The organism is Serratia sp. PL17 (assembly GCF_017832355.1).
Taxonomy (GTDB): domain Bacteria; phylum Pseudomonadota; class Gammaproteobacteria; order Enterobacterales; family Enterobacteriaceae; genus Serratia.
This window is the reverse complement of record NZ_JAFIBY010000009.1, coordinates 197,530-223,904: the sequence shown is the minus strand read 5'-3', so window position 1 is coordinate 223,904 and position 26,375 is coordinate 197,530. Positions and strand designations below refer to the sequence as shown.

Sequence of the window (26,375 nt, the reverse complement as noted above, 5' to 3'; positions counted from 1 at the left end):
ACGTGAAAGAACCGGTGGAGCGGTAGTTCAGTTGGTTAGAATACCTGCCTGTCACGCAGGGGGTCGCGGGTTCGAGCCCCGTCCGTTCCGCCACTTATTTAAATTATGCCTGCTTATTTTAGCAGGCATAATGTTAAGCACGATTTAGGGGCGTAGCTCAGTTGGTAGAGCACCGGTCTCCAAAACCGGGTGTCGCGAGTTCGAGTCTCTCCGCCCCTGCCATATTAGAAACCCTTTGCGAAAGCGAAGGGTTTTTTTTGCTTTCTGTTTCCCCCATTCCTCACTATTCCTCCGAAAAACTGTTCAAAAACCCCACCGAAATCGTTCCCAATTTAGACATTTTTAGCTGGATCCATGTACAAAATGGTTGTTCTGCCATGATGTGATGCCGCTCATTATTCCTGCCCAATTTTCAACTACACCTTATGTGTGCCCAGCCCTTTGCACACCCGCTTCACCAGGAAAAATGCAGCATATACAACAATGGCAACTCTGTCGGAGGCATGTTTCATGCCACGGCAGTTCGAGGAGAACAACATGGTTAAACGTCTGCTGTTAGCGGCCGCCATCACTGGCGCCTTGGTAGGTACGGTACAGGCAGCACCGTTGGTCGTCGGTTTTTCGCAGATTGGTTCCGAATCGGGTTGGCGTTCGGCGGAAACCAAGGTATCGAAACAGGAAGCGGAAAAGCGGGGTATCACGCTGAAAATCGCCGATGCGCAGCAAAAACAGGAAAACCAGATCAAAGCGGTGAGATCTTTCATCGCCCAGGGTGTTGATGCCATTTTTATCGCGCCGGTTGTCGCCACCGGTTGGACTCCGGTGCTGCAGGAAGCCAAAGAAGCCAAGATCCCGGTCTTTTTGCTCGATCGGATGATCGAGGTGAACGATCCCTCGTTGTATACCGCGGCAGTGGCGTCGGACAGCGTGCATGAAGGCAAAGTTGCAGGAGAATGGCTGGTGAAAGAGGTTGCCGGCAAGCCTTGCAACGTGGTGGAACTGCAGGGCACGGTGGGTTCCAGCGTTGCTATTAACCGCAAAAAAGGCTTTGCCGACGGTATAGCTAACGCCGCCAACGTTAAAATCATCCGCTCACAATCTGGCGACTTTACCCGCAGTAAGGGCAAAGAGGTCATGGAGAGTTTCATCAAGGCAGAGCAAAACGGCAAAAACATTTGCGCTGTCTATGCGCACAACGACGACATGGCGATTGGCGCTATTCAGGCGATCAAAGAGGCGGGTTTAAAACCGGGCTCGCAAATTAAAGTTGTCTCTATCGACGGAGTACCTGACATATTCAAGGCGATGATGAATGGCGAGGCCAACGCCACGGTCGAACTGACGCCAAATATGGCCGGTCCGGCGTTTGACGCACTGTTGGCGATGAAGAAAGACGGTAGCCAGCCGCCGAAGTTTATCCAGACCGAATCCAAGCTGTTGCAACCGGATACCGCTAAGCAGGAATTCGAACTGAAGAAAAGCATGGGTTATTAATCTACTCACCGACGGGACAGAAGATGGCCACATCTCAGACCAGTTTGTTGACGATTAAGGGATTATCCGTCGAATTCCCCGGCGTAAAGGCGCTGGATCAGGTTGATGTCACGTTGCAGCGCGGAGAGATAATGGCGTTGCTAGGCGAAAACGGCGCGGGGAAATCCACGTTAATCAAAGCGCTGACCGGGGTTTATCAGCGTTCCGCCGGTGAGATATTGCTGGAAGGTACTGCCATTGCCCCGCAGAGCACCGCGCAAGCGCAGGTGCTGGGGATTGGTACGGTTTATCAGGAGGTTAACTTATTGCCGAATATCTCGGTGGCAGCCAACCTGTTTATCGGGCGAGAACCAACGCACTTTGGCCTGATTGATCAGAAAAAGATGCTGCATCAGGCTCAGCAGCTTTTGCTGGGGTATGGATTGGGGGTGGACGTCAGTCAGCCGTTGGGTAATTACTCCATTGCGATCCAGCAGATTATCGCTATTGCACGGGCAGTAGACCTGTCTGCCAAAGTCTTGATCCTCGATGAGCCAACCGCCAGTCTGGATGCCAAAGAAGTCAGCATGCTGCTGGATATCCTGAGCCAGCTCCGCACTCAGGGATTGGCGATGATCTTTGTGACCCATTTCCTCGATCAGGTTTACCGCATTAGCGATCGTATCACTGTACTGCGCAACGGTAAGCTAGTAGGGACGAAAGCCACGACTGACTTACCGCGTCTGGAGCTGGTACAGATGATGCTTGGCCACGCGTTTGACGAGTCGCTACTGAAACGCGGCGAGCATACGCCAACCGAAGCACCACCGTTGGTCGAATTCAGCGGTTATGGGCGACGTGGCATGATTGAGCCCTTTGACCTGCAGATTCGTCCGGGGCAAATCGTGGGATTGGCCGGCTTGCTGGGATCGGGGCGCACTGAAACTGCCCAGTTAATATTCGGTATTAAATCGTGCGATAACGGCAGTGCCAAGGTTGGAGGGCGCAGAGTGAATATCCGCACGCCACGCAAAGCCGCCAGCCTCGGTTTTGGCTATTGCCCTGAAGACCGCAAAACCGATGGAATCGTTGGTGCTGCGACGGTGCGGGAAAATATTATTTTGGCGCTGCAGGCCCAGCGCGGCTGGTTAAAACCGCTGCCGCTGCGGGAGCAAACCCGTATTGCCGAGAGTTATATCCAACTGTTGGGCATCCGCACGCCGGGGCCAGAACAACAAATCCAATATTTGTCCGGTGGCAATCAGCAAAAGGTACTGCTGTCACGCTGGCTGGCGACTAAACCTCGTTTTCTGATCCTGGATGAGCCAACGCGCGGCATTGACGTTGGTGCACATGCTGAAATCATTCGTTTAATCGAAAAACTGTGCGATGAAGGATTGGCGCTGCTGGTTATTTCTTCCGAACTGGAGGAACTGGCGGGCTATGCGGATCGTATCCTGGTGCTGCGGGATAGAAAGCATGTGGCACAGCTTGAGCATGATGCCATTTCAGTGCCTGCGATCATGCAGGCGATAGCCGCACAGCAGGAGGCAGGATGAACCTCAGGAGTTTCTCCATGACCAATGGACCGCGTAAAGTCAGATGGGTCATGCCCGTTGGGGCGACGCAACTCGGGGCCCTGGCGGTGATTTTGCTGATCGACAGCCTGGTCGCCCCGAATTTTTTTTCCATACACATCCAGGATGGCCGACTGTTTGGCAGCGTGATTGACATTGTTAACCGTGGCGCACCGGTCGCATTATTGGCATTGGGCATGACGTTGGTGATCGCCACAGGTGGCATCGATCTTTCCGTGGGGGCAGTGATGGCTATCGCGGGTGCCACTGCGGCAACGCTGACCAGCGCTGGTTATCCGCTGGGTTACGTACTGGCCGCCGCTTTGGCTGTGGGAGCCCTGTGTGGTTTGTGGAACGGGTTCCTGGTGGCGGTGCTGCAGATACAGCCGATAGTCGCCACGCTAATGTTGATGGTGGCTGGGCGCGGTATTGCACAACTGATCACTGAAGGACAAATTGTCACCTTTGAGCGAGAAGGGTTCGCACGGCTCGGCAGCGGTGCACTGATGTATTTGCCGATGCCGGCGATCATTGCCGCCGTGATGCTGCTGTTGATCTGGTTGCTGACGCGTAAAACGGCGCTGGGACTGTTTATCGAAGCTGTAGGTATCAATCTGCGTTCGGCGCGTAATGCAGGGGTCAGTACGCGTTGGGTGGTGATGGCGGTGTATGTGATCTGTGGGCTATGTGCCTCCGTAGCCGGAATTATCGTCACGGCAGATATCCGTGGTGCAGATGCCAACAATGCCGGGCTGTGGCTGGAACTGGATGCGATCCTGGCCGTGGTGATTGGTGGCGGTTCACTGCTGGGGGGCCGTTTTAACCTGCTGCTGTCGGTAGTGGGGGCATTAATCATTCAGGGTATGAATACTGGCATCCTGCTGTCCGGCTATCGGCCGGAGTTTAATCTGGTGTTGAAGGCAATCGTGGTGTTGGCGGTGTTAATGGCGCAATCGCCAAGCATCTCGCTGCAGCAACTGCTCAGGAGAAGAAAGCCATGATCAAGCGTAATCTGCCCCTCTTGATGACCGTACTGGTGTTCCTGGTGGGTTACGGGTTTTGCCTTACTCAGTTCCCCAGTTTTGCCTCTACGCGGGTATGGTGTGATTTGCTGACCGACAACGCTTTTCTTGGCATCGTTGCAGTCGGCATGACGTTCGTGATCCTTTCAGGCGGCATCGATCTGTCGGTCGGCTCGGTGATCGCTTTTACCGGGGTGTTATTGGCCAAACTGATCGGGACTTACGGTATTGCGCCGGGTTATGCATTCGTTATTGCGTTGTTGATGGGGGCCTCGTTTGGCGCATTGATGGGTTGGATCATTGATGTGCTGAAGCTACCGGCATTTATCATCACATTGGCCGGCATGTTCTTCGTACGGGGTATGAGTTTTATCCTCTCGGAGGAGTCGATTCCCATCGATCATCCACTGTATGCGACGCTGGCTAACTACGCCTGGAAACTGCCGGGCGGTGGCCGCTTTACGTTGCTGGCACTGGTGATGCTATTCGTGGTGGCCGTCGGCATGGTGTTGGCGCACCGTACTCGCTTTGGACATAACGTCTACGCCATCGGCGGCAACCGGGTATCTGCGGCGTTGATGGGGGTACCGGTGCAACGCACCACGGTGCTGATTTATATGCTTTCAGGCACGCTGGCAGCCCTGTCAGGGATTATTTTCTCGCTGTATACCTCAGCGGGTTATGCGCTGGCGGCCAGCGGTGTAGAGCTGGATGCCATTGCTGCCGTCGTAATTGGTGGCACCTTGCTGACTGGCGGCGTGGGCACGGTCCTGGGCACGCTGTTTGGCGTGCTGATTCAGGGGCTGATCCAGAGTTACATCACTTTCGACGGCACGCTCAGCTCATGGTGGACCAAGATTGTGATCGGTATTCTGCTGTTTTGCTTTATCGGCCTTCAGAAGGCGATGAGCGCGTTTTGGCTCAGCAGACGAACAAAACCCCGGCATCCCCGTTTGAAGCCGTTATAGCGGCTCATGCTGTGGTATTCAAAGGTATTTTCAGTAATTGTCTGATCAGCGCCTGCTGGTCGCTATTTTGCAGCCAGACGGCGTAGAGAGGGCGGATAATGGCCGGGATCTCGGCGGCTGCGGTTAACTGCGGATAGTCCTTCTCCCATTGGCTGGGCAGGAAGGCGCAACCGCCGGTAGTTTCAAGTAGCTGTCGGGTCAGATGCGCAGAGGTCGTCGTGAGCACCGGCAGCGTGTCGCCTTCCAGCATACGGCTTTCCTGCTGATGGAAATCAGCCCCCCATTCCAGTTTGATATAAGGCATTGGCGCGAGCTTATCGCGCTGAGTGGAAGAGAACAGCCGCAACGAGAAATTCCCCAACAGTTGGCTGGCCAGTTCATCCATCTTCGGTGGCTCGGTGGTGATGAGCAAATCGAGCTGTCTTTCATGCAGCTGTTTTACCAAAGAGTGCCGTAACGCAACCCGGGCTTCCAGCTGCAACGCCTCACGCTGCTGATAGAGCGATTGCAGCCACGGGGTCAGATAAGCCTCCCACAGCGAGGCGGTCGCGCCGATGGACAACTCGGTATGTTGCAGTGAACGCACCACCTCTTTTTTCGCCAATTGCCAGGTCATCATCAGGCTCTCAGCGTAGGGCAAAAGCCGCTCCCCGGCTGGCGTCAGGCGGATATTGTTACGGTGTCGGGTGAATAAATTTGCACCCAATTGGTTTTCTAACTGGCGGATGCGGAAACTGACAGCAGACTGCGTTAAGTACAAGGATTCTGCGGCTCGGCCAAAGTGACGCGTTCTACTGACCTCCAAAAAGGTTTTCAGTAATTCGGTATCCACACCCATCTCCAATAATTTTTATCGTTAAGATTTAAATGTTTTGTTTTACACAATGTCAAGCCTATCTAATACTCCGCGCCATAAACAGCACGGCCATGAGAGAATTAGGAGCGTGTCAGATGGCGGATAGCTTCACCACGACCAACCGTTTTTTTGATAATAAACATTACCCTCGCGGGTTCTCCCGTCACGGCGATTTCACCATTAAAGAAGCGCAATTGCTAGAGCGCTTCGGGTATGCGTTTAACGAGCTGGACACGGGTAAACGCCAGCCGGCCACTGAAGAAGAACAGTTGTTCGTCGCAGTGTGCCACGGTGAGCGCGAGCCGGTTACCGAACAGGAAAAAGTATGGGCGAAATATCTGGTGCGCACACGCCGCCCGAAAAAATTCCATACCTTGTCTGGCGGTAAGCCGCAAGCTGATGCGGTGGAAGATTACACCGACAGTGACGATTGATAACGATGGGGCCTGCGGGCCCCATTTTTACGCCAGGCTGCGATGCAGCTGCAGCAATAGGCGGTCCATACTGCGGTAACCCAGCGCTTCGCTCAAGTGACGCTTATCAATATCTCGATCTCCTGCCAAATCAGCCAGCGTACGGGCCACTTTTAAAATCCTCTGCCAGGCGCGAACCGATAATCCCAACGTGGTTAACGTTGTTTCAAGAAAGTCGGCATCTGCTGTGCTAAGCCGGCAATCCCGATCGACCTCGTTATTATTCAGCAGGGCATTGATCTTCCCCGCCCGCTTAAGCTGCCTTTCACGTGCCAGCAGCACGCGCGCTCTTACGTCTATGCTGTTTTCACCGACGATACGGCGTTTGCTCAACACGCCAGGTGGCAACAATGGCACCTCAATCGATAAATCAAAGCGATCGAGAAACGGCCCCGAAAGCCGCCCGAGGTAACGCAGCACCTGCTGTGGCGATGCGCGGTTATGCATGCCTTGATAATGCCCGGTAGGGCTGGGGTTCATCGCGGCAATCAATTGTACCCGCGCCGGGAAGCGGATTTTGGCGCTGGCGCGTGAAATAACTATCTCGCCGGACTCCAGCGGTTCACGCAGGGCATCCAGCACGCGCCGTTCGAATTCCGGCAGTTCATCCAAAAACAGGACACCATTGTGTGCCATCGATATTTCACCTGGCCGTGGCAGTGAACCACCACCGACCAGGGCGGCCATAGAAGCACTGTGATGCGGCGCACGAAATGGCCTCTGTCGCCATGGCAGCGCTTGTGCGGGATGTTGCAGCAGGCTGGCTACGGCAATGCTTTCCAGCGCCTCCTGGTCGGTTAGCGGAGGGAGGAGGGTATTTAGGCGGCTGGCCAACATGGTTTTCCCCGTCCCCGGAGGGCCGACCAACAGCAGGTTGTGGCCCCCGGCAGCGGCGATTTCCAGCGCTCGCTTTGCCTGCTCCTGGCCCAGTATGTCCTGCAGATCAGCGGTTTCTTGTGCCGTATCCGCTGCAAGCGGGGCAGTGGCTACGGGTAAATCGCTTTTACCTAACAAAAACGCACAAACCTCAAGCAGGTGTTCCGCCACCCGTGTTTCACTTTGCGTAATCAGCCCCACCTCTCGCCCATTGGCGGTAGCTAAAACCAGCTGCCTACCTGCATCCAGTGCCGCCAGCGCGGCGGGGATCGCCCCGCTGACAGCCCGCAATGCGCCGGATAACGCCAGTTCCCCGAGAAACTCATAGCGAGCTAACTTGTCGGCTGGCAGCTGCTCGGAGGCGGCCAGGATCGCCAGAGCAATCGGCAGGTCGTAACGGCCGCCTTCTTTGGGCAGGTCTGCGGGGGCCAGGTTGACGGTGATGCGCCGGGCAGGAAAGGTGAAGCCATTATTAATCAAAGCACTGCGCACCCGATCGCGCGCTTCTTTCACCGTGGTTTCCGGGAGCCCGACCAGGGTCAGACCGGGTAGCCCATTACTGATATGCACTTCTACCGTGACTGACAGGGCCTGAACGCCCAGTGTGGCCCGGGTATAGATAACCGCCAATGACATATTGCTCTCCTCGCTGAAGGCAACATGATGCGGAATATGCGCATTAGAGGCGCGGCAACCTTAGAGTATTTGCGGGGTGAATCGTAATTAAAATAATAAATTTCATGTGGATAGAGATGTTTTTGTGCTGCACTGCGCAAGGCGTGGCAATACCCCTTAACAATTACGTGAATGCAGCAACACATTAGCAGGCCAATCCTGTTGCGGCAGGAGGGGGAATGGGTGTATTTAACAATTAGTTAATATAAAGATCACCTCGTTAACAATCTCCGACCGCCAACGCATCCGCCACGGCAGCCGCTAAAGCTCATGACCTCGTCTTCTAGAGTAGGGATAACATATGTTTGGTTGGACCCCGCTGCAACGCAATGCAGCCATCGCCAGTTTTTCAAGCTGGACGCTCGACGCTTTCGATTTTTTCGTGCTGGTATTTCTGCTCAGCGATATCGCACAGTCTTTCCATGTCGGAATGGAAGAAGTGACACTGGCGATCTTGCTGACCTTGGCGGTACGCCCGATTGGCGCGTTAATCTTTGGTCGTGCGGCCGAAAAGTACGGTCGCAAACCGATCTTGATGTTGAATATTGTCTTCTTCTCGGTATTTGAACTGCTGTCTGCGGCGGCACCGTCATTGACGGTGTTCCTGTTGTTGCGGGTGTTATACGGCGTGGCAATGGGCGGGATCTGGGGCGTGGCATCGTCACTGGCGATGGAAACGATTCCCGATCGCTCACGTGGCCTCATGTCAGGGATTTTTCAGGCAGGTTACCCGTTCGGCTATCTGTTGGCGGCAGTGGTGTATGGTCTGTTGTTTGAGGTGGTTGGCTGGCGTGGCATGTTCGTGATTGGTGCCGCACCCATTTTGCTGTTGCCGTTTATTTATTATTGCGTGCAGGAGTCACCGGTGTGGCTGGCGGCGCGTGAACGCAAGGAAAGCAGCGCATTACTGCCGGTGCTGAAAAGCCATTGGAAGCTCTGCGGCTACCTGGTATTGCTGATGGCGGCGTTCAATTTCTTCTCGCACGGTACCCAGGATATGTATCCGGTATTTTTGAAAGTTCAACATGGTTTCGATCCTAAAACCGTCAGTATCATCGCCATTAGCTACAATATCGCGTCAATTATTGGGGGCGTTTTCTTTGGGGCGCTGTCGGAAAAAATCGGCCGCAAGAAAGCGATTATTATTGCCGCGCTCTTGGCGTTGCCCGTGATCCCGTTATGGGCGTTTTCCAGCGGCTCGCTGATGCTGGGAATTGGCGCGTTCCTGATGCAGTTCATGGTACAGGGGGCTTGGGGCGTAATACCGACTTACCTCACTGAGTTGGTCCCGGCGAACACCCGCGCGGTACTGCCAGGGTTTGTTTACCAGTTGGGTAACTTGATCGCCTCCGTCAATGCCACGCTGCAGGCAACGATCGCCGAGCATAATGGCCAAAATTATGGATTGGCGATGGCAATCATCGCCGGTACGGTAGCGATCATCATTGCGCTGTTGGTGTTCTTTGGTAAGGACACGCGCGGCAAGGCGATCTCGGGGGCAGTGAAGCCCTCCGGCCCGCACGCCAGCGTGTGAAAACCGGGCATGTTGCGCGAGGTATGACCAGATTGCGCCGAATAATAACGCAAAAAAAGTGTTGTCATGCCGCGCGGGACTATGGTACCTCTGTAGGTATTAGTTCGAAACGAGCACAGTGAACAAACCTATTATGAAAGCCTTTGCCCAAGTGATTAGCCTAGTCGTAATTAGCGTGGTGGTGATTATTATCCCACCGTGCGGGGCTGCACTTGGACGAAGAATGGCTTAGAAAACAAGCCGGAATCGCAAGAGAACCCCCGCACCGTAAGGTCCGGGGGTTTTTTATTGGCAAGAGAAAAGTGAAGCGAGGATAAAAATATGAGTAACAGAACAAAATCCTGCAATTGTCGAAGTAAGGCGGGGAAATAACCATGAACGGGGCTCAGTGGGTAGTACAAGCGTTGCGTGCGCAGGGGGTTGATACGGTATTCGGCTATCCGGGTGGCGCAATCATGCCGGTCTACGATGCATTGTATGACGGCGGGGTGGAACACCTACTGTGCCGCCACGAGCAGGGTGCCGCGATGGCCGCTATTGGTTACGCTCGCTCAACCGGTAAAGTTGGCGTTTGCATTGCTACCTCTGGCCCCGGGGCTACCAACCTGATCACTGGCCTGGCCGATGCCTTGCTGGATTCCGTTCCCGTGGTGGCGATTACCGGTCAGGTGGGCTCTGCGCTGATAGGTACCGATGCTTTTCAGGAGATCGATGTTCTCGGCCTGTCTTTGGCCTGCACCAAACACAGCTTCCTGGTGGAATCACTGGATGCGCTGCCGGGCATCATGGCGGAAGCCTTTGCCATTGCAAGCAGCGGCCGTCCCGGCCCCGTGCTGATCGACATCCCGAAAGACATCCAACTGGCTCACGGCGAATTGCACCCACACTTGATGCCGGTAGTGGAAGAACTGAACTACCCGGCGGCAGAGTTGGCACAAGCCGTTGAGTTGCTGGCGCAGGCACACAAGCCCATGTTGTACATCGGCGGTGGCGTTGGCATGGCGCAGGCGGTACCGGAGTTACGCGAGTTTATCGCGGCGACCCAAATGCCTAACGTCGTCACGTTGAAAGGGCTGGGGGCAGCGGATGCCGAGCAACCGTATTACCTCGGTATGTTGGGGATGCACGGCACTAAGGCCGCCAATCTTGCGGTGCAAGAATGCGACTTGTTAATCGCTGTCGGCGCACGTTTTGACGATCGCGTGACCGGTAAACTGAATGCTTTTGCACCACACGCCAAGGTGATCCACATGGATATCGACCCGGCGGAAATGAGCAAATTACGTCAGGCACATGTCGCGCTGCAGGGTGATTTAAAGGCGTTATTGCCCGCGCTGCAGCAGCCGCTGACAATCACCGCCTGGCAGCGCCGCGTGGTTGAACTGAAAGAAACACACCCTTGTCGTTATGATCATCCAGGCCAGCCGATTTACGCGCCGCTGCTGTTGAAACAGCTGTCTGAGCGCAAGCCGGCCAATAGCGTGGTCACCACAGACGTGGGCCAGCACCAGATGTGGACTGCACAGCACATGACCTTTGAACGCCCGGAGAATTTCATCACCTCCAGCGGGCTGGGCACCATGGGCTTTGGCGTACCGGCTGCGGTTGGCGCACAGATGGCTCGCCCGGAAGATACGGTGATCTGCATTTCGGGCGACGGTTCTTTCATGATGAACGTGCAGGAATTAGGCACCATAAAACGTAAACAGCTGCCGCTGAAAATCGTTTTGTTGGATAACCAACGTTTGGGCATGGTTCGTCAGTGGCAACAGCTGTTTTTTGACGGGCGTTACAGCGAAACCACCCTCACCGATAACCCAGATTTCTTGATGTTGGCCAATGCCTTTGGCATCCCTGGCCAGCGTATCACCCGCAAAGATCAGGTAGCAGATGCGCTCGATGCGTTATTCAACAGCGACGGGCCTTACCTGCTGCATGTGTCGATTGATGAACTCGAAAACGTCTGGCCGCTGGTGCCGCCGGGTGCCGGTAACGAAACCATGTTGGAGAAAATATCATGATGCACCATCAACTCTCGATCCAGGCCCGTTTTCGCCCTGAAATGTTAGAGCGTGTATTGCGCGTCGTGCGTCATCGCGGCTTTCAGGTTTGTGCTATGAATATGGCTGCGGCTGCAAATACCGACAAGATTAATATTGAATTGACCGTTGCCAGCCAGCGCCCGGTGGATCTACTGTCATCTCAGTTGAGCAAACTGATGGATGTCTCCTGCGTTGAGATCCAGCAACAAACATCACAACAAATACGCGCCTGATGCGTGAGAAGGATAAAGAACAATGACGAAGAAAGCCGATTACATTTGGTTCAATGGTGAGATGGTTCCTTGGGCTGACGCCAAAGTACACGTGATGTCACATGCGTTGCACTATGGCACTTCGGTGTTTGAAGGCGTCCGTTGCTACGACTCTCATAAAGGCCCGGTGGTGTTCCGTCACCGTGAGCATATGCAACGCCTGCATGACTCGGCAAAGATCTACCGTATGCCCGTATCGCAAAGCGTTGATGAGTTGATGGAAGCCTGCCGCGCGACGCTGCGTAAAAACAATCTGGGCAGCGCCTATATTCGTCCGTTAGTCTTTGTGGGCGACGTTGGCATGGGGGTGAACCCGCCAGCCGGTTATAAAACAGACGTGATTATCGCGGCGTTTCCTTGGGGCGCGTACCTGGGTGAAGAGGCGCTGGATCAAGGCATCGATGCGATGGTTTCGTCCTGGCACCGCGTGGCGCCAAATACTATTCCCACCGCGGCCAAAGCCGGCGGTAACTACCTTTCCTCGCTGCTGGTAGGCAGCGAAGCGCGCCGCCATGGTTACCAAGAAGGGATTGCGCTTGACGTGCACGGGTATATTTCCGAAGGCGCGGGCGAGAACCTGTTCGAAGTGAAAGACGGTGTGCTGTTTACCCCGCCGTTTACGTCTTCTGCACTGCCGGGCATCACCCGCGATGCCATCATCAAACTGGCGAAAGACATGGGCTTCGAAGTGCGTGAGCAGGTGTTGTCGCGTGAATCGCTGTACCTGGCCGACGAAGTCTTCATGTCCGGCACCGCCGCAGAAATCACCCCAGTGCGTAGCGTTGACGGCATCCAGGTCGGCATTGGCAAGTGCGGCCCGGTAACCAAACAGATTCAACAGGCGTTCTTTGGCCTGTTTACCGGCAAGACTGAAGACAAGTACGGCTGGTTGGACCCGGTAAACCAATAACAATGTTACCCGTCGTCTTTTAAACCGCCGCGTTGTTGGCCGCAGCTTGAAAGCCATAGGGTAAACGACAGACAGACAATAATATTCAGGCGGTTCGTTCGCCGCCTGTAATAAATACATTTGGAGTAAAGAGCATGCCTAAGTACCGTTCCGCCACCACAACCCACGGCCGCAACATGGCGGGTGCCCGCGCATTATGGCGCGCGACCGGAATGACCGACGACGATTTTGGCAAACCCATTATTGCGGTGGTTAACTCATTTACCCAGTTCGTTCCGGGCCATGTGCATCTGCGTGATTTGGGCAAGCTGGTTGCAGAACAGATCGAAGCCTCAGGCGGCGTTGCCAAAGAGTTCAACACCATTGCGGTGGATGACGGTATCGCGATGGGCCACGGCGGCATGCTCTATTCTTTGCCATCTCGTGAATTGATCGCCGACTCGGTTGAATACATGGTGAATGCCCACTGCGCGGATGCGATGGTGTGCATTTCCAACTGCGACAAGATCACCCCAGGGATGCTGATGGCGTCACTGCGCCTTAACATTCCGGTGATTTTCGTTTCTGGCGGCCCGATGGAAGCCGGCAAGACCAAGCTGTCCGATAAGATCATCAAACTGGATCTGGTGGACGCGATGATTCAGGGTGCCAACCCGAACGTCAGCGACGCCGACAGCGAGCAGATCGAACGTTCCGCCTGCCCGACCTGCGGCTCCTGTTCCGGCATGTTCACCGCCAACTCGATGAACTGCCTGACCGAAGCGCTGGGCCTGTCACAGCCGGGCAATGGCTCGTTGCTGGCGACCCATGCCGACCGTAAAGAGCTGTTTATTAACGCCGGTAAGCGCATCGTAGCCTTGACCAAACGTTACTACGAGCAGGGTGATGAAAGCGCGTTGCCGCGCAATATCGCCAACAAGGCGGCATTTGAAAACGCCATGACGCTGGATATCGCCATGGGCGGCTCGACCAATACCGTGTTGCACCTGCTGGCCTCCGCACAGGAAGGTGAAATCGACTTCACCATGGAAGATATCGACCGCCTGTCACGCAAGGTACCGCACCTGTGCAAGGTGGCACCAAGCACCCCGAAATACCATATGGAAGACGTACACCGCGCCGGTGGTGTACTGGCTATTCTTGGCGAGCTGGATCGCGCTGGCCTGTTGAACCGTGACGTCGACAATATCCTGGGCATGAAACTGCCGGAGACGCTGGATAAATACGACATCATGCTGACCCAAGATGACGCGGTGAAGAAAATGTTCCGTGCCGGTCCGGCGGGTATCCGCACCACCAAGGCGTTCTCGCAGGATTGTCGTTGGGATACGCTGGATGATGACCGTGCAGAGGGCTGTATCCGTTCGCTGGAAAATGCGTTCAGCCAGGAGGGGGGGCTGGCCGTACTGTACGGCAACATGGCGCTGGACGGCAGCATCGTTAAAACCGCGGGCGTCGACAAAGAGAACCTGACCTTCCGCGGTCCGGCCAAAGTGTACGAAAGCCAGGACTCGGCGGTGGAAGCGATCCTCGGCGGCAAAGTGGTCGCCGGCGACGTGGTGGTGATCCGCTACGAGGGGCCTAAAGGTGGGCCGGGCATGCAGGAAATGCTGTACCCAACGACCTACCTTAAGTCCATGGGGCTGGGCAAAGCCTGTGCGCTGATCACCGACGGCCGCTTCTCCGGCGGCACCTCGGGCCTGTCTATTGGCCACGTTTCTCCAGAAGCGGGCAGCGGTGGTTTGATTGCGTTGATCGAAGATGGCGACATGATCGACATCGATATTCCAAAGCGCAGCATGGTGCTGGACGTCACTGACAGCGAACTGGCGGCGCGTCGTGAAGTTGAGCTGGCACGTGGCGATCGGGCCTGGACACCGAAAAATCGCGAGCGTCAGGTTTCCTTCGCCCTGCGCGCTTACGCCATGCTGGCGACCAGCGCCGACAAAGGCGCCGTGCGCGACAAGAGCAAGCTGGGAGGCTAAACATCATGGCGGTATCGCAACCCCTACCCGACGCTCCCTGTGGCGCGGAGTATTTGCGAGCGGTGCTCCGCTCGCCGGTTTATGAGGTGGCTCAGGTCACCCCATTACAGACCATGAGTAAAATATCTTCACGCCTCGGCAATACCATTTTGGTGAAGCGTGAAGATCGTCAGCCGGTTCACAGTTTCAAGCTGCGCGGGGCTTACGCCATGATTGCCAGCCTGAACGAAGAGCAAAAGGCCCGCGGTGTGGTGACGGCTTCGGCTGGCAACCACGCCCAGGGCGTAGCCTATTCCGGCAAACGCGTGGGTATCAAAACGTTGATCGTGATGCCGGTGTCCACCGCAGATATCAAAGTGGATGCGGTACGTAGCTTTGGCGGTGAAGTGTTGCTGCACGGTGCCAACTTTGATGAAGCCAAGGCCAGAGCGATTGAGCTTTCACTCAAACAGGGCATGACGTTCGTGCCACCCTTTGATCACCCAACGGTGATCGCCGGGCAGGGCACGCTGGCCATGGAGTTATTGCAACAAGATGCGCATCTTGACCGGGTGTTTGTGCCGGTGGGTGGTGGCGGCTTGGCGGCGGGCGTGGCGGTATTAATCAAGCAACTGATGCCGCAGATCAAAGTGATTGGGGTGGAAGCGGAAGATTCCGCGTGCCTGCGTGCGGCGTTGGATGCTGGGCATCCGGTGGACCTGGCGCGTGTTGGGCTGTTTGCCGAAGGCGTGGCGGTGAAGCGTATCGGTGACGAAACCTTCCGCCTGTGTCAGGAATACCTGGACGACGTCATCACCGTCGACAGTGACGCCATTTGCGCCGCGGTCAAAGATCTGTTTGAAGATGTGCGCGCCATTGCCGAACCGTCCGGTGCGCTGGCGCTGGCCGGGCTGAAAAAGTATGTGCAACAGCACAATATTCAGGGTGAGCGTCTGGCTCATGTTTTGTCCGGTGCCAACCTGAATTTCCATGGTTTGCGCTATGTGTCGGAACGCTGCGAATTAGGTGAACAGCGTGAGGCCCTGCTGGCGGTGACCATTCCAGAGCAGAAAGGCAGCTTCCTGAAGTTTTGCCAACTGCTGGGTGGCCGGTCGGTAACGGAATTTAACTACCGGTACGCCGATGCGGATAATGCCTGCATTTTCGTCGGTGTTCGTCTGACGCGCGGCCATGCCGAACGGCAGGAAATTCTCGATGAGTTACGCGCCGATGGTTATCAGGTCGTGGATCTGTCCGACGATGAAATGGCCAAGCTGCACGTGCGTTACATGGTCGGTGGGCGTCCTTCAAAACCACTGCGTGAGCGTCTGTACAGCTTTGAGTTCCCGGAATCGCCAGGTGCATTGCTGAAGTTTCTGCAAACCCTGGGGACCCACTGGAATATTTCACTGTTCCATTACCGTAGCCACGGCACTGACTTTGGTCGCGTGCTGGCAGGTTTTGAACTGTCGCAGACTGAACCCGAGTTTGAGCAACACCTACAGGCTTTGGGCTACGACTGCCACGATGAAACGGATAACCCGGCATTCCGCTTCTTTTTGCAGGGCTAAAGGCGTTAACAAGGATGGCGTATGACGGATAAATTTAGTGGCTTTAGCCAGCAAGGCCTGAATTTCCTCCAGCAGGTGCGTATCGAAAACGACAAGGAATGGTTTGAGGCTAATCGCAGCGTTTACGATAGCGAACTGCTGACGCCGTTCCGTTCGCTGGTGGCTGAACTTGCCCCGACGATGCTGGCGATTGACCCGCAGTTTGAAACCCGGCCGGCGATCGGTAAAACGCTGTCGCGCATTCACCGCGACACGCGTTTTTCTCATGATAAATCGCGCTACCGTAGCCGCATGTGGCTGACGTTCAAACGGCCGAGCAAAGACTGGAAGGATGCGCCGGTTTACTTCTTCGAACTGGGGCCGGACATGTTGCGCTATGGGCTGGGATATTACAGTGCCAACAAAGCCACCATGGACCTGTTTCGTCATACGCTGCAGCGCCGCCCGCAGCCATTTTTAGAGGTGGCCGCTTGCTGTCAACCGCCGTTCGAGCTGGTGGGGGAAAGCTACAAGCGTCCGCTGGTTAAAGAGCAGGCGGCAGACATTGCCACCTGGTACAACCGTAAATCCTTTGCGGTGATGGCGACTGATAGCCAGGTGGAAAAGCTGTTTAGTGCCGACCTGACGAAGATGTTGGCCCAGGGTTTTCAACAGCTAGAACCGCTGTACCACTGGCTGATGCAGGTGGAGGCGATGAAGCAAGTCGATCCGGCTGATTTATAAATGCCCGTTGTCTTTCGAGCCGCGTCTCAAAGTAAACGCCAGAACGCGTCAATCAACGGATCGCTGAGGCGTTTTTTCTGTACACAGACACCTAACTCGAACGGCTCGACCATCGATATATTCTCCAACTGCGAGATACGGTTGCGCACTGGCTCTGGGCTGTTGTCTACGACCACGCCGGGGATCAGTGCGATACCGCAGCCCAAGGCTACCATCGAGACAATGGCCTCGTGGCCGCCAACGGTGGCGTAAATCAGTGGGTTGGGAATACGCTGGCGGCGGAACCACAGTTCGATACGTTTTCGCGACGGGCCATGCTCCGGCAGGATAAACGGAATATTGGCCCAGTCGGGCTGCTCGGCAAAGGCCTGACTGCGTACAGCACAGGGCAGCGCCGGCGCAATCAGCACCAGTGGGATCTCACCGATTTTAGTGAAGGCCACGCTGGTGGGCAGGGTTTCGGGGCGTCCGGCAATGCCGAGGTCGGCTTCGTTGGATTGCACTTTATCGACGGCGTCGGCGGCGTCACCGGTGGTGAGTTTGATCTCTACCAACGGATGCTGTGCGCGGAAGCGATCGAGGATTGGCGGCAAGTGGCTGTAGGCGGCGGTGACAGAGCAAAACAGCCGCAGCTCGCCGCTCAGAGAGGGGCCATGTTGGCCCAGCGCATGTTTCAGTTGCTGGTATTGCAACAGCGTTTGCTGGGCAAAGTCTTTCAGCTGTTCACCAGCATCGGTGAGCTGCACAGTGCGGTTGTCACGCAAAAATAGCGGCTGCCCGAGGATCTCCTCCAGCCGTTGGATCTGGCGGGAAAGTGTCGACGGGCTGACGTGCATCGCCTTGGCTGTTCGGCCAAAGTGATGGCTCTCGGCCAGATGAAGGAACAGCTTTAAATCACGCAAATCCATATCAGTACGCTCGCAGCAAGAGTGTTGCAAAAATTGCAATGTCACATTCGTAATATATCAATTTAAGCAACGCGTTTCCTGTTATACATTGAGTTTAACGAATCTCCGCACAGACAGGGCGGGGAATGAAAAATAACAGCAAGACACAACATCTAACTGGAGTACCACCATGGCTAACTATTTCAACACCTTGAACCTGCGTCAGCAGTTGGCGCAATTAGGCAAGTGTCGCTTTATGGCACGTGAAGAATTTGCTGACGAAGCGAGCTACCTGAAAGGCAAAAAAGTGGTGATTGTCGGCTGTGGCGCACAGGGCCTGAACCAAGGCTTGAACATGCGTGACTCGGGCCTGGATGTTGCCTATGCCCTGCGTAAAGAAGCCATCGATGAAAAGCGTCCTTCATGGCGCAAAGCGACCGAAAACGGCTTCAAGGTAGGGACTTACGAAGACTTGATCCCACAGGCAGACTTGGTCGTTAACCTCACGCCGGACAAGCAGCATACTTCTGTTGTGCGTGCAGTGCAGCCGCTGATGAAAGACGGCGCAGCGCTGGGTTACTCACACGGCTTCAACATCGTCGAAGTGGGCGAGCAAGTGCGTAAAGACATCACCGTGGTGATGGTTGCGCCAAAATGCCCGGGTACCGAAGTGCGCGAAGAATACAAACGTGGTTTCGGCGTACCGACCCTGATCGCGGTTCACCCGGAAAACGATCCGAAAGGCGAAGGCATGGCGATCGCCAAGGCCTGGGCCGCAGCGACCGGCGGTCACCGTGCCGGCGTACTGGAATCCTCCTTCGTTGCCGAAGTGAAATCTGACCTGATGGGCGAGCAAACCATTCTGTGTGGCATGCTGCAAGCGGGTTCACTGCTGTGCTTCGACAAACTGGTTGCTGAAGGCACCGAGCCGGCTTATGCGGAAAAACTGATTCAGTTCGGTTGGGAAACCATCACCGAAGCGCTGAAGCAGGGCGGTATCACCCTGATGATGGATCGCCTGTCTAACCCGGCCAAACTGCGCGCCTTTGCGCTGTCCGAGCAACTGAAAGAGATCATGGCGCCACTGTTCCAGAAACACATGGACGATATCATCTCCGGTGCTTTCTCCAGCGGCATGATGGCTGACTGGGCAGAAGACGACGTGAAACTGCTGAACTGGCGTGAAGAGACCGGCAAATCAGCATTCGAGAACGCGCCGCAGTTCGAAGGCAAAATCAGCGAGCAAGAATACTTTGACCATGGCGTACTGATGGTTGCGATGGTGAAAGCCGGCGTTGAGCTGGCGTTCGAAACCATGGTTGACGCAGGCATCATCGAAGAGTCTGCTTACTACGAATCACTGCACGAGCTGCCGCTGATCGCCAACACCATTGCGCGTAAGCGTCTGTACGAAATGAACGTGGTTATCTCTGATACTGCGGAATACGGTAACTACCTGTTCGCTAACGCGGCAGTGCCATTGCTGAAAACGTTTATGACCACTCTGCAGGCGGGTGACTTGGGTAAATCTGTTGCCGGTACGTCAGTGGATAACGCGCAACTGCGCGACGTGAACGAAGCGGTGCGTAATCACCCAATCGAATCCGTTGGCCGCAAGCTGCGTGGTTATATGACGGATATGAAACGTATCGCGGTGGCAGGCTAAATACCCGTCGTCTTTCAGGCTGTAGCGTTGTTACCTGCACTATCACACCCCAGTCACTTACTAAAGTAAGCTCCTGGGGATGAGATAGCTTGGTGCCTAGCTACAACCTGAAATCCATAGGGTATTAAGATGGGTTTTCGAGTCCAATAAAAAGGCCAGCGTCGTTGCTGGCCTTTCGCCTTTCTACGGCACAGGAATCATTGTGGCATGGCGGCGAGGGGAATAATGGCACCTCGATGCTGGATCACCGTGCTGGCGGTCAGATGGCCGCGCTGCGCTGCCTGTACGGCATCACCGCCGGTTAAACGCACCGCCAGATAACCGGCGCTGAAGGAATCGCCCGCTGCGGTGGTATCTACCACTTTTTCTTTCGGCAAATGTACCGCCGGGATCTCGAATTCGGTGCCTTCGGCACTGAACACCAGGCAGCTATCTGCGCCGCGTTTGATCACTATCTCGGTCACGCCCAGCAACTGCGTGCGCTGCACCACCTGATCCAGCGGATGTTTGCCCCACAACAGGTCTTCATCATCCAGCGTCAGAAAAGCAATGTCTGTACAAGCCAGCACCTCGCGATAGGCCTGTTGCGCTTCTTCTTTGCTTTGCCACAGCCGTGGACGATAGTTGTTATCGAAAATGACCTTGCCGCCGTTGGCGCGGCACTGGCGCAGTAACGTCAGCAGCCGGGCACGGCTGCTGGCATCGAGAATCGCCACGCTGATACCGCTGAGATACAGATAATCGAATTGGGCCAGCTGTTCGCACAACGTCTCTGCCTGCGGCCCTGCGAGCCAGTAGCGGGCTGCGGCATCATTACGCCAGTAATAGAAGGTGCGTTCGCCGGTCTCATCGGTTTCGATCACGTATAGCCCCGGCAGCTTGTCTTCCAATCGTTGGATCAGGCGTGTTTTCACTTTTTCCTGCTGCCAGGCCTGCAGCATTTCCTCGCTGAAACTGTCGGTGCCGAGTGCGGTAACGTAATGCACCTGCAGCGCCGTTTCTGCCACTTGACGGGCGATGTAAACGGCGGTGTTTAGCGTATCGCCGCCAAAACCGCGGCTAAGGTCCGCGCCTTTCTGCGACAGTTCAATCATGCATTCGCCGATCACGGCAAGATTCTGGGTGGTCATAGTCACTGAGCCCTGGCTGAAAGAAGAAGGTGAATTGATGCGAATGCAACCAGTCTCAACGCAAGGGGTGGGGGGAGTCAATGAAAATAAAACAACGTTTTAATTTAATTATGACGCCGATCGGGAAACGCAAAAATTTCCCGATCGGGTGACCGGATCCTGCCGTTATTTAGCGGCGGCGCGCAGATCGGTCACGCATTTACCACCGATACCCCAGTTGTCGGTTTCTACCTCGTCGATGACCACCACGGTGGTGGCCGGGTTTTTCCCCAGCGTATCCACCAGCAGTTGGGTTACGCCAGCGATCAGCTGTTTCTTTTGCTCCGGTGTCGCGCCTTCACGGGTAATTTTGATATTTACGTAGGGCATGTTTTTTCCTTGGGTTTTGAGACGTCTATTCAATGTAAAAGGCTTTCACTGCCGCTTAAAGTTTTATTACCTGCTGCCGATAAATCAAGGGAAGCAATCACGCAGCCTGAGCGTTTTCATTTCCCTTCGATGGCGATAGTACCAATGACAACCAAGATGACTTCTGGTCTGCTGGCGCCACTCTTTGCCGTCTGCTCGCATATAAAAGCGCAGCATTACTGGCGGCAATGCCGGCGCCAGTATACTTTCCAACCGATCTACCGTACCTCCGGTGCTTTGTTGGCGCTCGAGCTGCTGACGGCGGTTTATCATCCGTCTGCGCCAGACAAACCCCTTTCGCCAGAGCTTTATTTTGCTGCTCTCAACGTCCATAAACGGCTGCAGATCATTCAGGAACAGCTTGAATTGCTCCAGCGCTGGCAACCGTTGCTGATTCTCCACGGGTTGATGGTCTCGGTTAATATTGACGGGATTGCATTGGAGGCATTGCAGCGGCACTGCGCGTTGCAACGTCAGATTGCCAACATGCCTTACCTGCGCTTTGAGCTGGTGGAACATGCGGGAATGGCGTTGAATGGCCCATTGCATCAAATTGTGGGCGCGGAACGATTATGGTTGGATGATTTTGGGAGTGGGCTGGCAAATTTCTCCGCCGTTAGCACCTGGCGCTATCAATATATTAAGGTGGCGCGAGAGTTATTTACCCTGCTGAAGCAAACGGAGGATGGCATCCAGCTGCTCGCAACCTTGGTCAGAATGATGAACCAACACAGCGAAGGGGTGATCGTCGAAGGGGTGGAAACAGAGCAAGAGTGGTTGCTGGTACAGCGCTCCGGCGCGCTGGCTGCCCAAGGCTATTACCTTTCCCGCCCGGCCCGTTTTGAAACCCTGCAAACCCTGCCTACATTGTTTTCTGCACCGACTGTTTGATCGCCCGCCGCCCTAAAGCGTGAACTCTTGCCTATCCTCGGCTAGGCTTGGTAAAGGTTGCTTATCAATTGACTAGCAAGTTATCGCGTTCAGGGAGCCATAATGACAAGAACAGGTAAAGCGTTCACGTGGGTGGGTGGCATTGTGCTGTTGATCATCGCCGCGTTGGTGATCTTTGTGCTGACCTTCGACTGGAACCGCCTCAAACCGACGATCAATGACAAGGTGTCTGCCGAGCTGCACCGCCCGTTCGCTATCCGTGGCGATCTGGGGGTTAGCTGGGCGCGTGATAAAGATGAGCCTGGTTGGCGTGCCTGGCTACCGTGGCCAAAAATTCATGCTGAAGACATTGTGCTGGGCAATCCGAAAAATATCCCCGGCGACAGCATGGCCCAACTGCAGCGCGTTGATGCCAGCATTTCCCCCTTGGCACTGCTGGGCAAGGAACTGTTGATCCCACGGATTTGGCTGACGCAGCCGAGTGCCAGCTTACAGCGGTTGGCCAATGGCGATAATAACTGGACCTTCACCCTCGCGGGGGATCCTGACCAACCGCCGTCTGCCTGGTCGGTAAATATCCATGACATCGTGTTTGATCGTGGGCAGATTGATTTCAAAGATGCCACGCTGAAAGCGGATTTCCGTGCGGTGATTGATCCGCTGGGCAAACCTTTATCATTCAGTGAAGTGACGGGTAAAAAAGAGGCGGGTGCTACGGTCACCCCTGACTATGTTTTCGGCTGGAAGGTGAAGGGTAAATACAACGGCGAGCCTCTGTCGGGCAGTGGCAAGGTGGGCGGCATGTTATCCCTACAAAATGCCGAGCTCCCTTTTCCACTGCAGGCCGACGTGCGCTCTGGCGCTACCCGGGTGGTGGTGGCCGGCACGCTGTCCGATCCGATGAATCTTGGTGGTCTGGATCTGCAACTTAAATTCTCCGGTGACAGTTTGGCTAACCTGTATGCCCTCACCGGCGTGCTGTTGCCCAATACCCCAGCGTATTCTACCGATGGCCACCTGATCGCCCGCCTTCATGAGAAAGGGGGGGCGGTGTTCCAGTACCAAAAGTTTGATGGGAAAATTGGCGATAGCGATATTCACGGTGATTTGAAATATGTCGCCGGCAAACCCCGGCCTAAATTGAGTGGGGAAGTGCAGTCGGAACAGCTGCGTTTTGCCGATCTGGCTCCGCTGATTGGTGCAGATTCCAATACTGAAAAAGCCAGTCGCGGTGAGAAGAGCCGCCAGCCAGCAGGCAAAGTGCTGCCGGTGGAGAAGTTTGATACCAAAAGCTGGAAGGTGATGGATGCAGACGTCAAATTCACTGCCAAGCGCATTGAACGCGGCAGTTCACTGCCACTGAGCGATCTCTATACCCATTTGCAATTGGAAAACGGTGCCATCTTGATGGATCCGCTGCGGTTCGGCGTCGCTGGCGGTAACCTCAATGCGACTCTCCATCTCGACGGTGGCAAAAACCCGATGCAGGGCCGGGTGGATATGCATGCGCGTAAATTCCAGCTGAAGGAACTGTTGCCGAATGTAGGATCGATGAAGCGCAGCCTGGGGCAATTGAACGGTGATGCCAAACTGACCGGCAGCGGCAATTCGGTGGCTGACCTGCTGGCAACCAGCAGTGGCGATTTACGCATGGTGATTAACAATGGGGTAATCAGCCGTAGCCTGATGGAAATCCTCGGATTGAACGTGGGTAACTACCTGGTGGCACAGCTGTTTGGTGACGACGTGGTGGGGATAAACTGCGCGGCAGCGGATGTAGGCATTCGTAACGGTGTGGCGGCGCCGCGGTTGTTTGTGTTCGACACGGAGAATGCCATTATCAATATCAGCGGCAATACTAACTTCGCCACGGAGCGGTTGGACCTGTCCATTGATCCAGAAAGCAAAGGCATGCGAGTGTTGACGCTGCGTTCACCGCTCTACGTAAAAGGCACCTTCGCGCACCCGGATGCTGGCGTGAAGGCCGGTCCGCTCATTGCGCGCGGTGCAGCTGCGGTGGCGTTGGGCGTCGTGCTGACGCCGGCAGCGGCCCTGCTGGCACTGGTTTCCCCAAGCGAAGGCGGCGAAGAAAACCAGTGCGGACAAATCTTACGGCAGATGAAGCAGAAGAAATGAGTGTAAAAGCCCGCGGATAACCCGCGGGCTGTTTTACTTCAATACCTGGCAGTCATGATCCTGGATTTCTTCTGACGAAGCCAAAGTAAATGGCAGCAGGCTGCGCTCAGTGGCCAGCAACAGAAAATCACCGCTCGGTAATGCGGTCATTGCCAATCCAAAACTCCCCATACGCCCGTTTGCGCGTGCAACCCCCTCAGATAACAAGCGGAAAGCACCCTGTTTATTGAGCTCCTCAGGGGTTACCCGGCGCGCTAAATAATCATGGCCCAGCAGGCCGCCAGGTATTGGCTCCCACTGCTCGCTGTAATCTGCCGCATACTGCGCCAACTGCGTTTTTACCGACGGCAGCAGGCAGGAGATATGAATGTGCAACTGATTCTGAGTGCGGCCATAGGCTGAATTAATCGCCAGCGAAATATCGGCGTCGTCGATCGCCTTGCCATATTTATCGGCCATAAAGTGCCGCGCCTGCCAGGCTTGCTCAAAGAAGTTTGGGGTGGTGGCCGCCAGTACCGCGGGGCTTTCAATACCGGTGATTCTGGTGCTTGGCATCAGCAGATACTGCAGTGGCCCGTTACGGTCTTTGAACACCACAAAGCCGGCCTGTGGGTCAACCTGCGCACAAGGTGCCGGATTGTTATGCGCCTGCTGGTTGGGCAGGCACTGTTGGCTAACGATACGCCACAACGCACTCGATTGGGGAGGCTTTACCCATATCCAGAGCGCAGCGGTAATCGCAATGGCGGCCATCACCAACGGCGCAACGTACAAAAAGAGCCTGCGGCGCAGAGACATGATTGATTTCCGTTTCCGTAAAAAGAGAAGGGTTCAGCATAATCTGGTTTTATGACAGGTGACAGTGCGGGAAGTGCGGCCCGTATGACGGGGCCGCAGACGCAGGATTAAAGCGATTTATCTCGGGTTTCTTTCATCAGCAACAGGGCGATCAGCGTGAGGCTGGCCATCGCGGCCAAATAGAGACCGACATAGAACAAACCGTAATGGGTCGCCAGCCAGGTAGCGATATAAGGCGCTACCGCTGCGCCGAGGATCGAGGCCACATTGTATGAGAACGACGCACCGGTATAGCGCACCTCGGTCGGGAATAACTCGGGCAGAAGTGCGCCCATCGGGCCAAAGGTCAGGCCCATGATGCTCAGGCCGCACAGCAGGAAGCCCATCACCAGCGCTTGGTTGCCGGAACCCAGCATGCTTGGGAACAGGAAAGCAAAGGCGATCATCAGCAGGGTGATGACGATCATGGTCTTGCGGCGGCCAAAGGCATCAGCCAGCAGGCCGGCAATTGGCACCATCACGCCAAAGCCAATCACCGCCACCATCAGCATCCACAGGAAACTGTTGCGTGAATAACCCAACCCCAGCGGCTGCGGCGTCGTGCCGTAGGTCATGGAGTAAACCGTCATCAGGTAGAACAGTGTATAGGTTGCCAGCATGATAAAGGTGCCAAGGATGGTCACCTTCAGGTGTTTGCTCAGCAAGGTGCCGAGCGGAATCTTCACCTGCTTGCCGGCTTTGGCTACCTTGGCGAATACCGGGGTTTCATGCAGTGATACACGCACATACAGGCCGATCAACACCAGTGCAGCGGACAGGATGAACGGCACGCGCCAGCCCCATTCCATAAACTGCCGATCTGTCAGCAGCCAGGAGAGTAACAGGAAGGTGCCGTTGGCGAAGAAGAAGCCGATAGGTGCCCCCAGTTGCGGGAACGAACCGTATAGCGCACGTTTTCTGGCTGGGGCGTTCTCGGTAGCCAGCAAGGCGGCGCCTCCCCATTCGCCACCCAGGCCTAACCCCTGGCCAAAACGCGCGAGCGCCAACAGGATAGGGGCGAAGATGCCGATGGTTTCGTAGCTTGGCAGCAAGCCAATCAGTACGGTAGAAATCCCCATGGTGAGCAGCGAGGCGACCAGCGTCACCTTGCGGCCTACACGATCGCCGAAGTGGCCGAACAGTGCCGAACCAATCGGGCGTGCGATAAAGGCGACGGCGAACGTAGCCAGCGACTGTAGCGTGGCGGTGGTGGGATCACCCTGCGGGAAAAAGATATGTGGGAATACGATCACCGCAGCGGTGGCGTAGATATAAAAATCGAAAAACTCGATGGCGGTCCCGACCAGCGAGGCGACAATCACTTTTCCGCGTGAGTTGACTGGCGTTGACGCGTCGTCGGCGTCCAGAGTTGGTGCGATGGAGGCTTGCATAATTTTTCTTATATTTTGAATGTGTAAAAATCCATATTAGTCATAGCAATATGCCTTTTCAATGCTGAAACTTTGCACAATAGCGTGATTAAC

22 protein-coding genes, 2 tRNA genes and 1 pseudogene are annotated in these 26,375 nt (G+C 55.3%); 18 read left to right on the top strand and 7 right to left on the bottom strand.

Annotated features, from left to right (window positions below; genetic code table 11):
* The first annotated feature begins 16 nt into the window (after nucleotides 1–16).
* The 6 genes from JOE25_RS23415 to yjfF all read left to right on the top strand — a co-directional run bounded on the left by JOE25_RS23415 (nucleotide 17) and on the right by yjfF (nucleotide 5,040).
* Nucleotides 17–93: transfer RNA gene (locus JOE25_RS23415), tRNA-Asp, on the top strand.
* 53 nt (nucleotides 94–146) lie between these two features.
* Nucleotides 147–222 (top strand) — tRNA-Trp (locus tag JOE25_RS23410).
* Between the two features lie 315 nt (nucleotides 223–537).
* The gene (ytfQ, locus tag JOE25_RS23405; protein ID WP_209639446.1) at nucleotides 538–1,494 is read left to right on the top strand and encodes a galactofuranose ABC transporter, galactofuranose-binding protein YtfQ; all 957 of its coding nucleotides are present in this window, start codon (nucleotides 538–540) and stop codon (nucleotides 1,492–1,494) included.
* A 23-nt stretch (nucleotides 1,495–1,517) separates the two neighbouring features.
* The gene (ytfR, locus tag JOE25_RS23400; protein WP_209639443.1) at nucleotides 1,518–3,032 is read left to right on the top strand and encodes a galactofuranose ABC transporter, ATP-binding protein YtfR; all 1,515 of its coding nucleotides are present in this window, start codon (nucleotides 1,518–1,520) and stop codon (nucleotides 3,030–3,032) included.
* Between the two features lie 17 nt (nucleotides 3,033–3,049).
* Nucleotides 3,050–4,051 carry a galactofuranose ABC transporter, ATP-binding protein YtfT gene (ytfT, locus tag JOE25_RS23395; protein ID WP_209639440.1) on the top strand — a complete coding sequence of 334 codons (1,002 nt, stop codon included), beginning with the start codon at nucleotides 3,050–3,052 and terminating at the stop codon, nucleotides 4,049–4,051.
* Nucleotides 4,048–5,040: a galactofuranose ABC transporter, permease protein YjfF gene (gene yjfF / locus JOE25_RS23390; protein WP_209639437.1), complete on the top strand. Its 993-nt coding sequence runs from the start codon at nucleotides 4,048–4,050 to the stop codon at nucleotides 5,038–5,040. The genes ytfT and yjfF overlap by 4 nt, the downstream gene beginning before the upstream one ends.
* A 4-nt stretch (nucleotides 5,041–5,044) precedes the next feature.
* On the opposite strand, the gene hdfR is transcribed toward yjfF, so the two are convergent.
* Nucleotides 5,045–5,872 (bottom strand): HTH-type transcriptional regulator HdfR, encoded by an 828-nt coding sequence (gene hdfR, locus JOE25_RS23385; RefSeq protein WP_209639434.1) that lies wholly within the window; start codon nucleotides 5,870–5,872, stop codon nucleotides 5,045–5,047.
* Nucleotides 5,873–5,991: 119 nt separating this feature from the next.
* On the opposite strand from hdfR, the gene JOE25_RS23380 reads away from it, so the two are divergent.
* A complete protein-coding gene (locus JOE25_RS23380; protein ID WP_209639431.1) occupies nucleotides 5,992–6,330 on the top strand; it encodes a DUF413 domain-containing protein in 339 nt (112 codons plus the stop codon).
* A 27-nt stretch (nucleotides 6,331–6,357) separates the two neighbouring features.
* On the opposite strand, the gene JOE25_RS23375 is transcribed toward JOE25_RS23380, so the two are convergent.
* A complete protein-coding gene (locus JOE25_RS23375) occupies nucleotides 6,358–7,881 on the bottom strand; it encodes a YifB family Mg chelatase-like AAA ATPase (protein ID WP_209639428.1) in 1,524 nt (507 codons plus the stop codon).
* A gap of 340 nt (nucleotides 7,882–8,221) precedes the next feature.
* Between JOE25_RS23375 and JOE25_RS23370 the strand changes: the two genes are divergently transcribed.
* The 8 genes from JOE25_RS23370 to JOE25_RS23335 all read left to right on the top strand — a co-directional run bounded on the left by JOE25_RS23370 (nucleotide 8,222) and on the right by JOE25_RS23335 (nucleotide 16,936).
* Nucleotides 8,222–9,454 (top strand): MFS transporter, encoded by a 1,233-nt coding sequence (locus tag JOE25_RS23370; protein ID WP_209639425.1) that lies wholly within the window; start codon nucleotides 8,222–8,224, stop codon nucleotides 9,452–9,454.
* Nucleotides 9,455–9,587: 133 nt separating this feature from the next.
* Nucleotides 9,588–9,686 (top strand): ilv operon leader peptide, encoded by a 99-nt coding sequence (ilvL, locus tag JOE25_RS23365; protein WP_015962288.1) that lies wholly within the window; start codon nucleotides 9,588–9,590, stop codon nucleotides 9,684–9,686.
* Nucleotides 9,687–9,828: 142 nt separating this feature from the next.
* Nucleotides 9,829–11,475, top strand: a complete 1,647-nt coding sequence (ilvG, locus tag JOE25_RS23360; protein ID WP_209639423.1) for an acetolactate synthase 2 catalytic subunit — start codon at nucleotides 9,829–9,831, stop codon at nucleotides 11,473–11,475.
* A complete protein-coding gene (gene ilvM, locus JOE25_RS23355; protein WP_061808667.1) occupies nucleotides 11,472–11,729 on the top strand; it encodes an acetolactate synthase 2 small subunit in 258 nt (85 codons plus the stop codon). Before ilvG ends, ilvM begins: the two co-directional genes overlap by 4 nt.
* 22 nt (nucleotides 11,730–11,751) lie before the next feature.
* The gene (gene ilvE, locus JOE25_RS23350) at nucleotides 11,752–12,678 is read left to right on the top strand and encodes a branched-chain-amino-acid transaminase (protein ID WP_209639420.1); all 927 of its coding nucleotides are present in this window, start codon (nucleotides 11,752–11,754) and stop codon (nucleotides 12,676–12,678) included.
* A gap of 134 nt (nucleotides 12,679–12,812) precedes the next feature.
* On the top strand, nucleotides 12,813–14,663 hold the full coding sequence (gene ilvD, locus JOE25_RS23345) for a dihydroxy-acid dehydratase (protein ID WP_209639417.1): 1,851 nt from the start codon (nucleotides 12,813–12,815) through the stop codon (nucleotides 14,661–14,663).
* A 5-nt stretch (nucleotides 14,664–14,668) separates the two neighbouring features.
* Nucleotides 14,669–16,213 carry a threonine ammonia-lyase, biosynthetic gene (gene ilvA / locus JOE25_RS23340; RefSeq protein ID WP_209639414.1) on the top strand — a complete coding sequence of 515 codons (1,545 nt, stop codon included), beginning with the start codon at nucleotides 14,669–14,671 and terminating at the stop codon, nucleotides 16,211–16,213.
* A gap of 21 nt (nucleotides 16,214–16,234) precedes the next feature.
* On the top strand, nucleotides 16,235–16,936 hold the full coding sequence (locus JOE25_RS23335) for a DUF2461 domain-containing protein (RefSeq protein WP_209639410.1): 702 nt from the start codon (nucleotides 16,235–16,237) through the stop codon (nucleotides 16,934–16,936).
* 26 nt (nucleotides 16,937–16,962) lie between these two features.
* On the opposite strand, the gene ilvY is transcribed toward JOE25_RS23335, so the two are convergent.
* Nucleotides 16,963–17,844, bottom strand: a complete 882-nt coding sequence (gene ilvY, locus JOE25_RS23330) for an HTH-type transcriptional activator IlvY (protein WP_209639408.1) — start codon at nucleotides 17,842–17,844, stop codon at nucleotides 16,963–16,965.
* Between the two features lie 169 nt (nucleotides 17,845–18,013).
* Here ilvY and ilvC point away from each other — a divergent pair, with 169 nt between their 5' ends.
* Complete coding sequence (gene ilvC / locus JOE25_RS23325; RefSeq protein ID WP_209639405.1) at nucleotides 18,014–19,489, top strand: ketol-acid reductoisomerase; 1,476 nt, start codon at nucleotides 18,014–18,016, stop codon at nucleotides 19,487–19,489.
* 197 nt (nucleotides 19,490–19,686) lie between these two features.
* Here ilvC and JOE25_RS23320 read toward each other — a convergent pair whose 3' ends face one another.
* Both JOE25_RS23320 and JOE25_RS23315 read right to left on the bottom strand, forming a co-directional pair.
* Nucleotides 19,687–20,619, bottom strand: a complete 933-nt coding sequence (locus JOE25_RS23320; RefSeq protein ID WP_209639402.1) for a sugar kinase — start codon at nucleotides 20,617–20,619, stop codon at nucleotides 19,687–19,689.
* 165 nt (nucleotides 20,620–20,784) lie between these two features.
* Nucleotides 20,785–20,988 (bottom strand): 4-oxalocrotonate tautomerase family protein, encoded by a 204-nt coding sequence (locus JOE25_RS23315; RefSeq protein ID WP_209639399.1) that lies wholly within the window; start codon nucleotides 20,986–20,988, stop codon nucleotides 20,785–20,787.
* 144 nt (nucleotides 20,989–21,132) lie between these two features.
* On the opposite strand from JOE25_RS23315, the gene pdeH reads away from it, so the two are divergent.
* Together pdeH and JOE25_RS23305 are read left to right on the top strand one after the other, a co-directional pair.
* On the top strand, nucleotides 21,133–21,918 hold the full coding sequence (pdeH, locus tag JOE25_RS23310) for a cyclic-guanylate-specific phosphodiesterase (protein ID WP_209639396.1): 786 nt from the start codon (nucleotides 21,133–21,135) through the stop codon (nucleotides 21,916–21,918).
* Between the two features lie 102 nt (nucleotides 21,919–22,020).
* On the top strand, nucleotides 22,021–24,054 hold the full coding sequence (locus JOE25_RS23305) for an AsmA family protein (protein WP_209639393.1): 2,034 nt from the start codon (nucleotides 22,021–22,023) through the stop codon (nucleotides 24,052–24,054).
* Nucleotides 24,055–24,087: 33 nt separating this feature from the next.
* Here JOE25_RS23305 and JOE25_RS23300 read toward each other — a convergent pair.
* Nucleotides 24,088–24,867: pseudogene (locus JOE25_RS23300) on the bottom strand (CDP-diacylglycerol diphosphatase); the annotation flags it as partial.
* A 92-nt stretch (nucleotides 24,868–24,959) separates the two neighbouring features.
* Entirely contained in the window at nucleotides 24,960–26,282 is a 1,323-nt protein-coding gene (locus JOE25_RS23295; RefSeq protein WP_209639390.1) for an MFS transporter, read from the bottom strand.
* Between the last annotated feature and the right edge of the window lie 93 nt (nucleotides 26,283–26,375).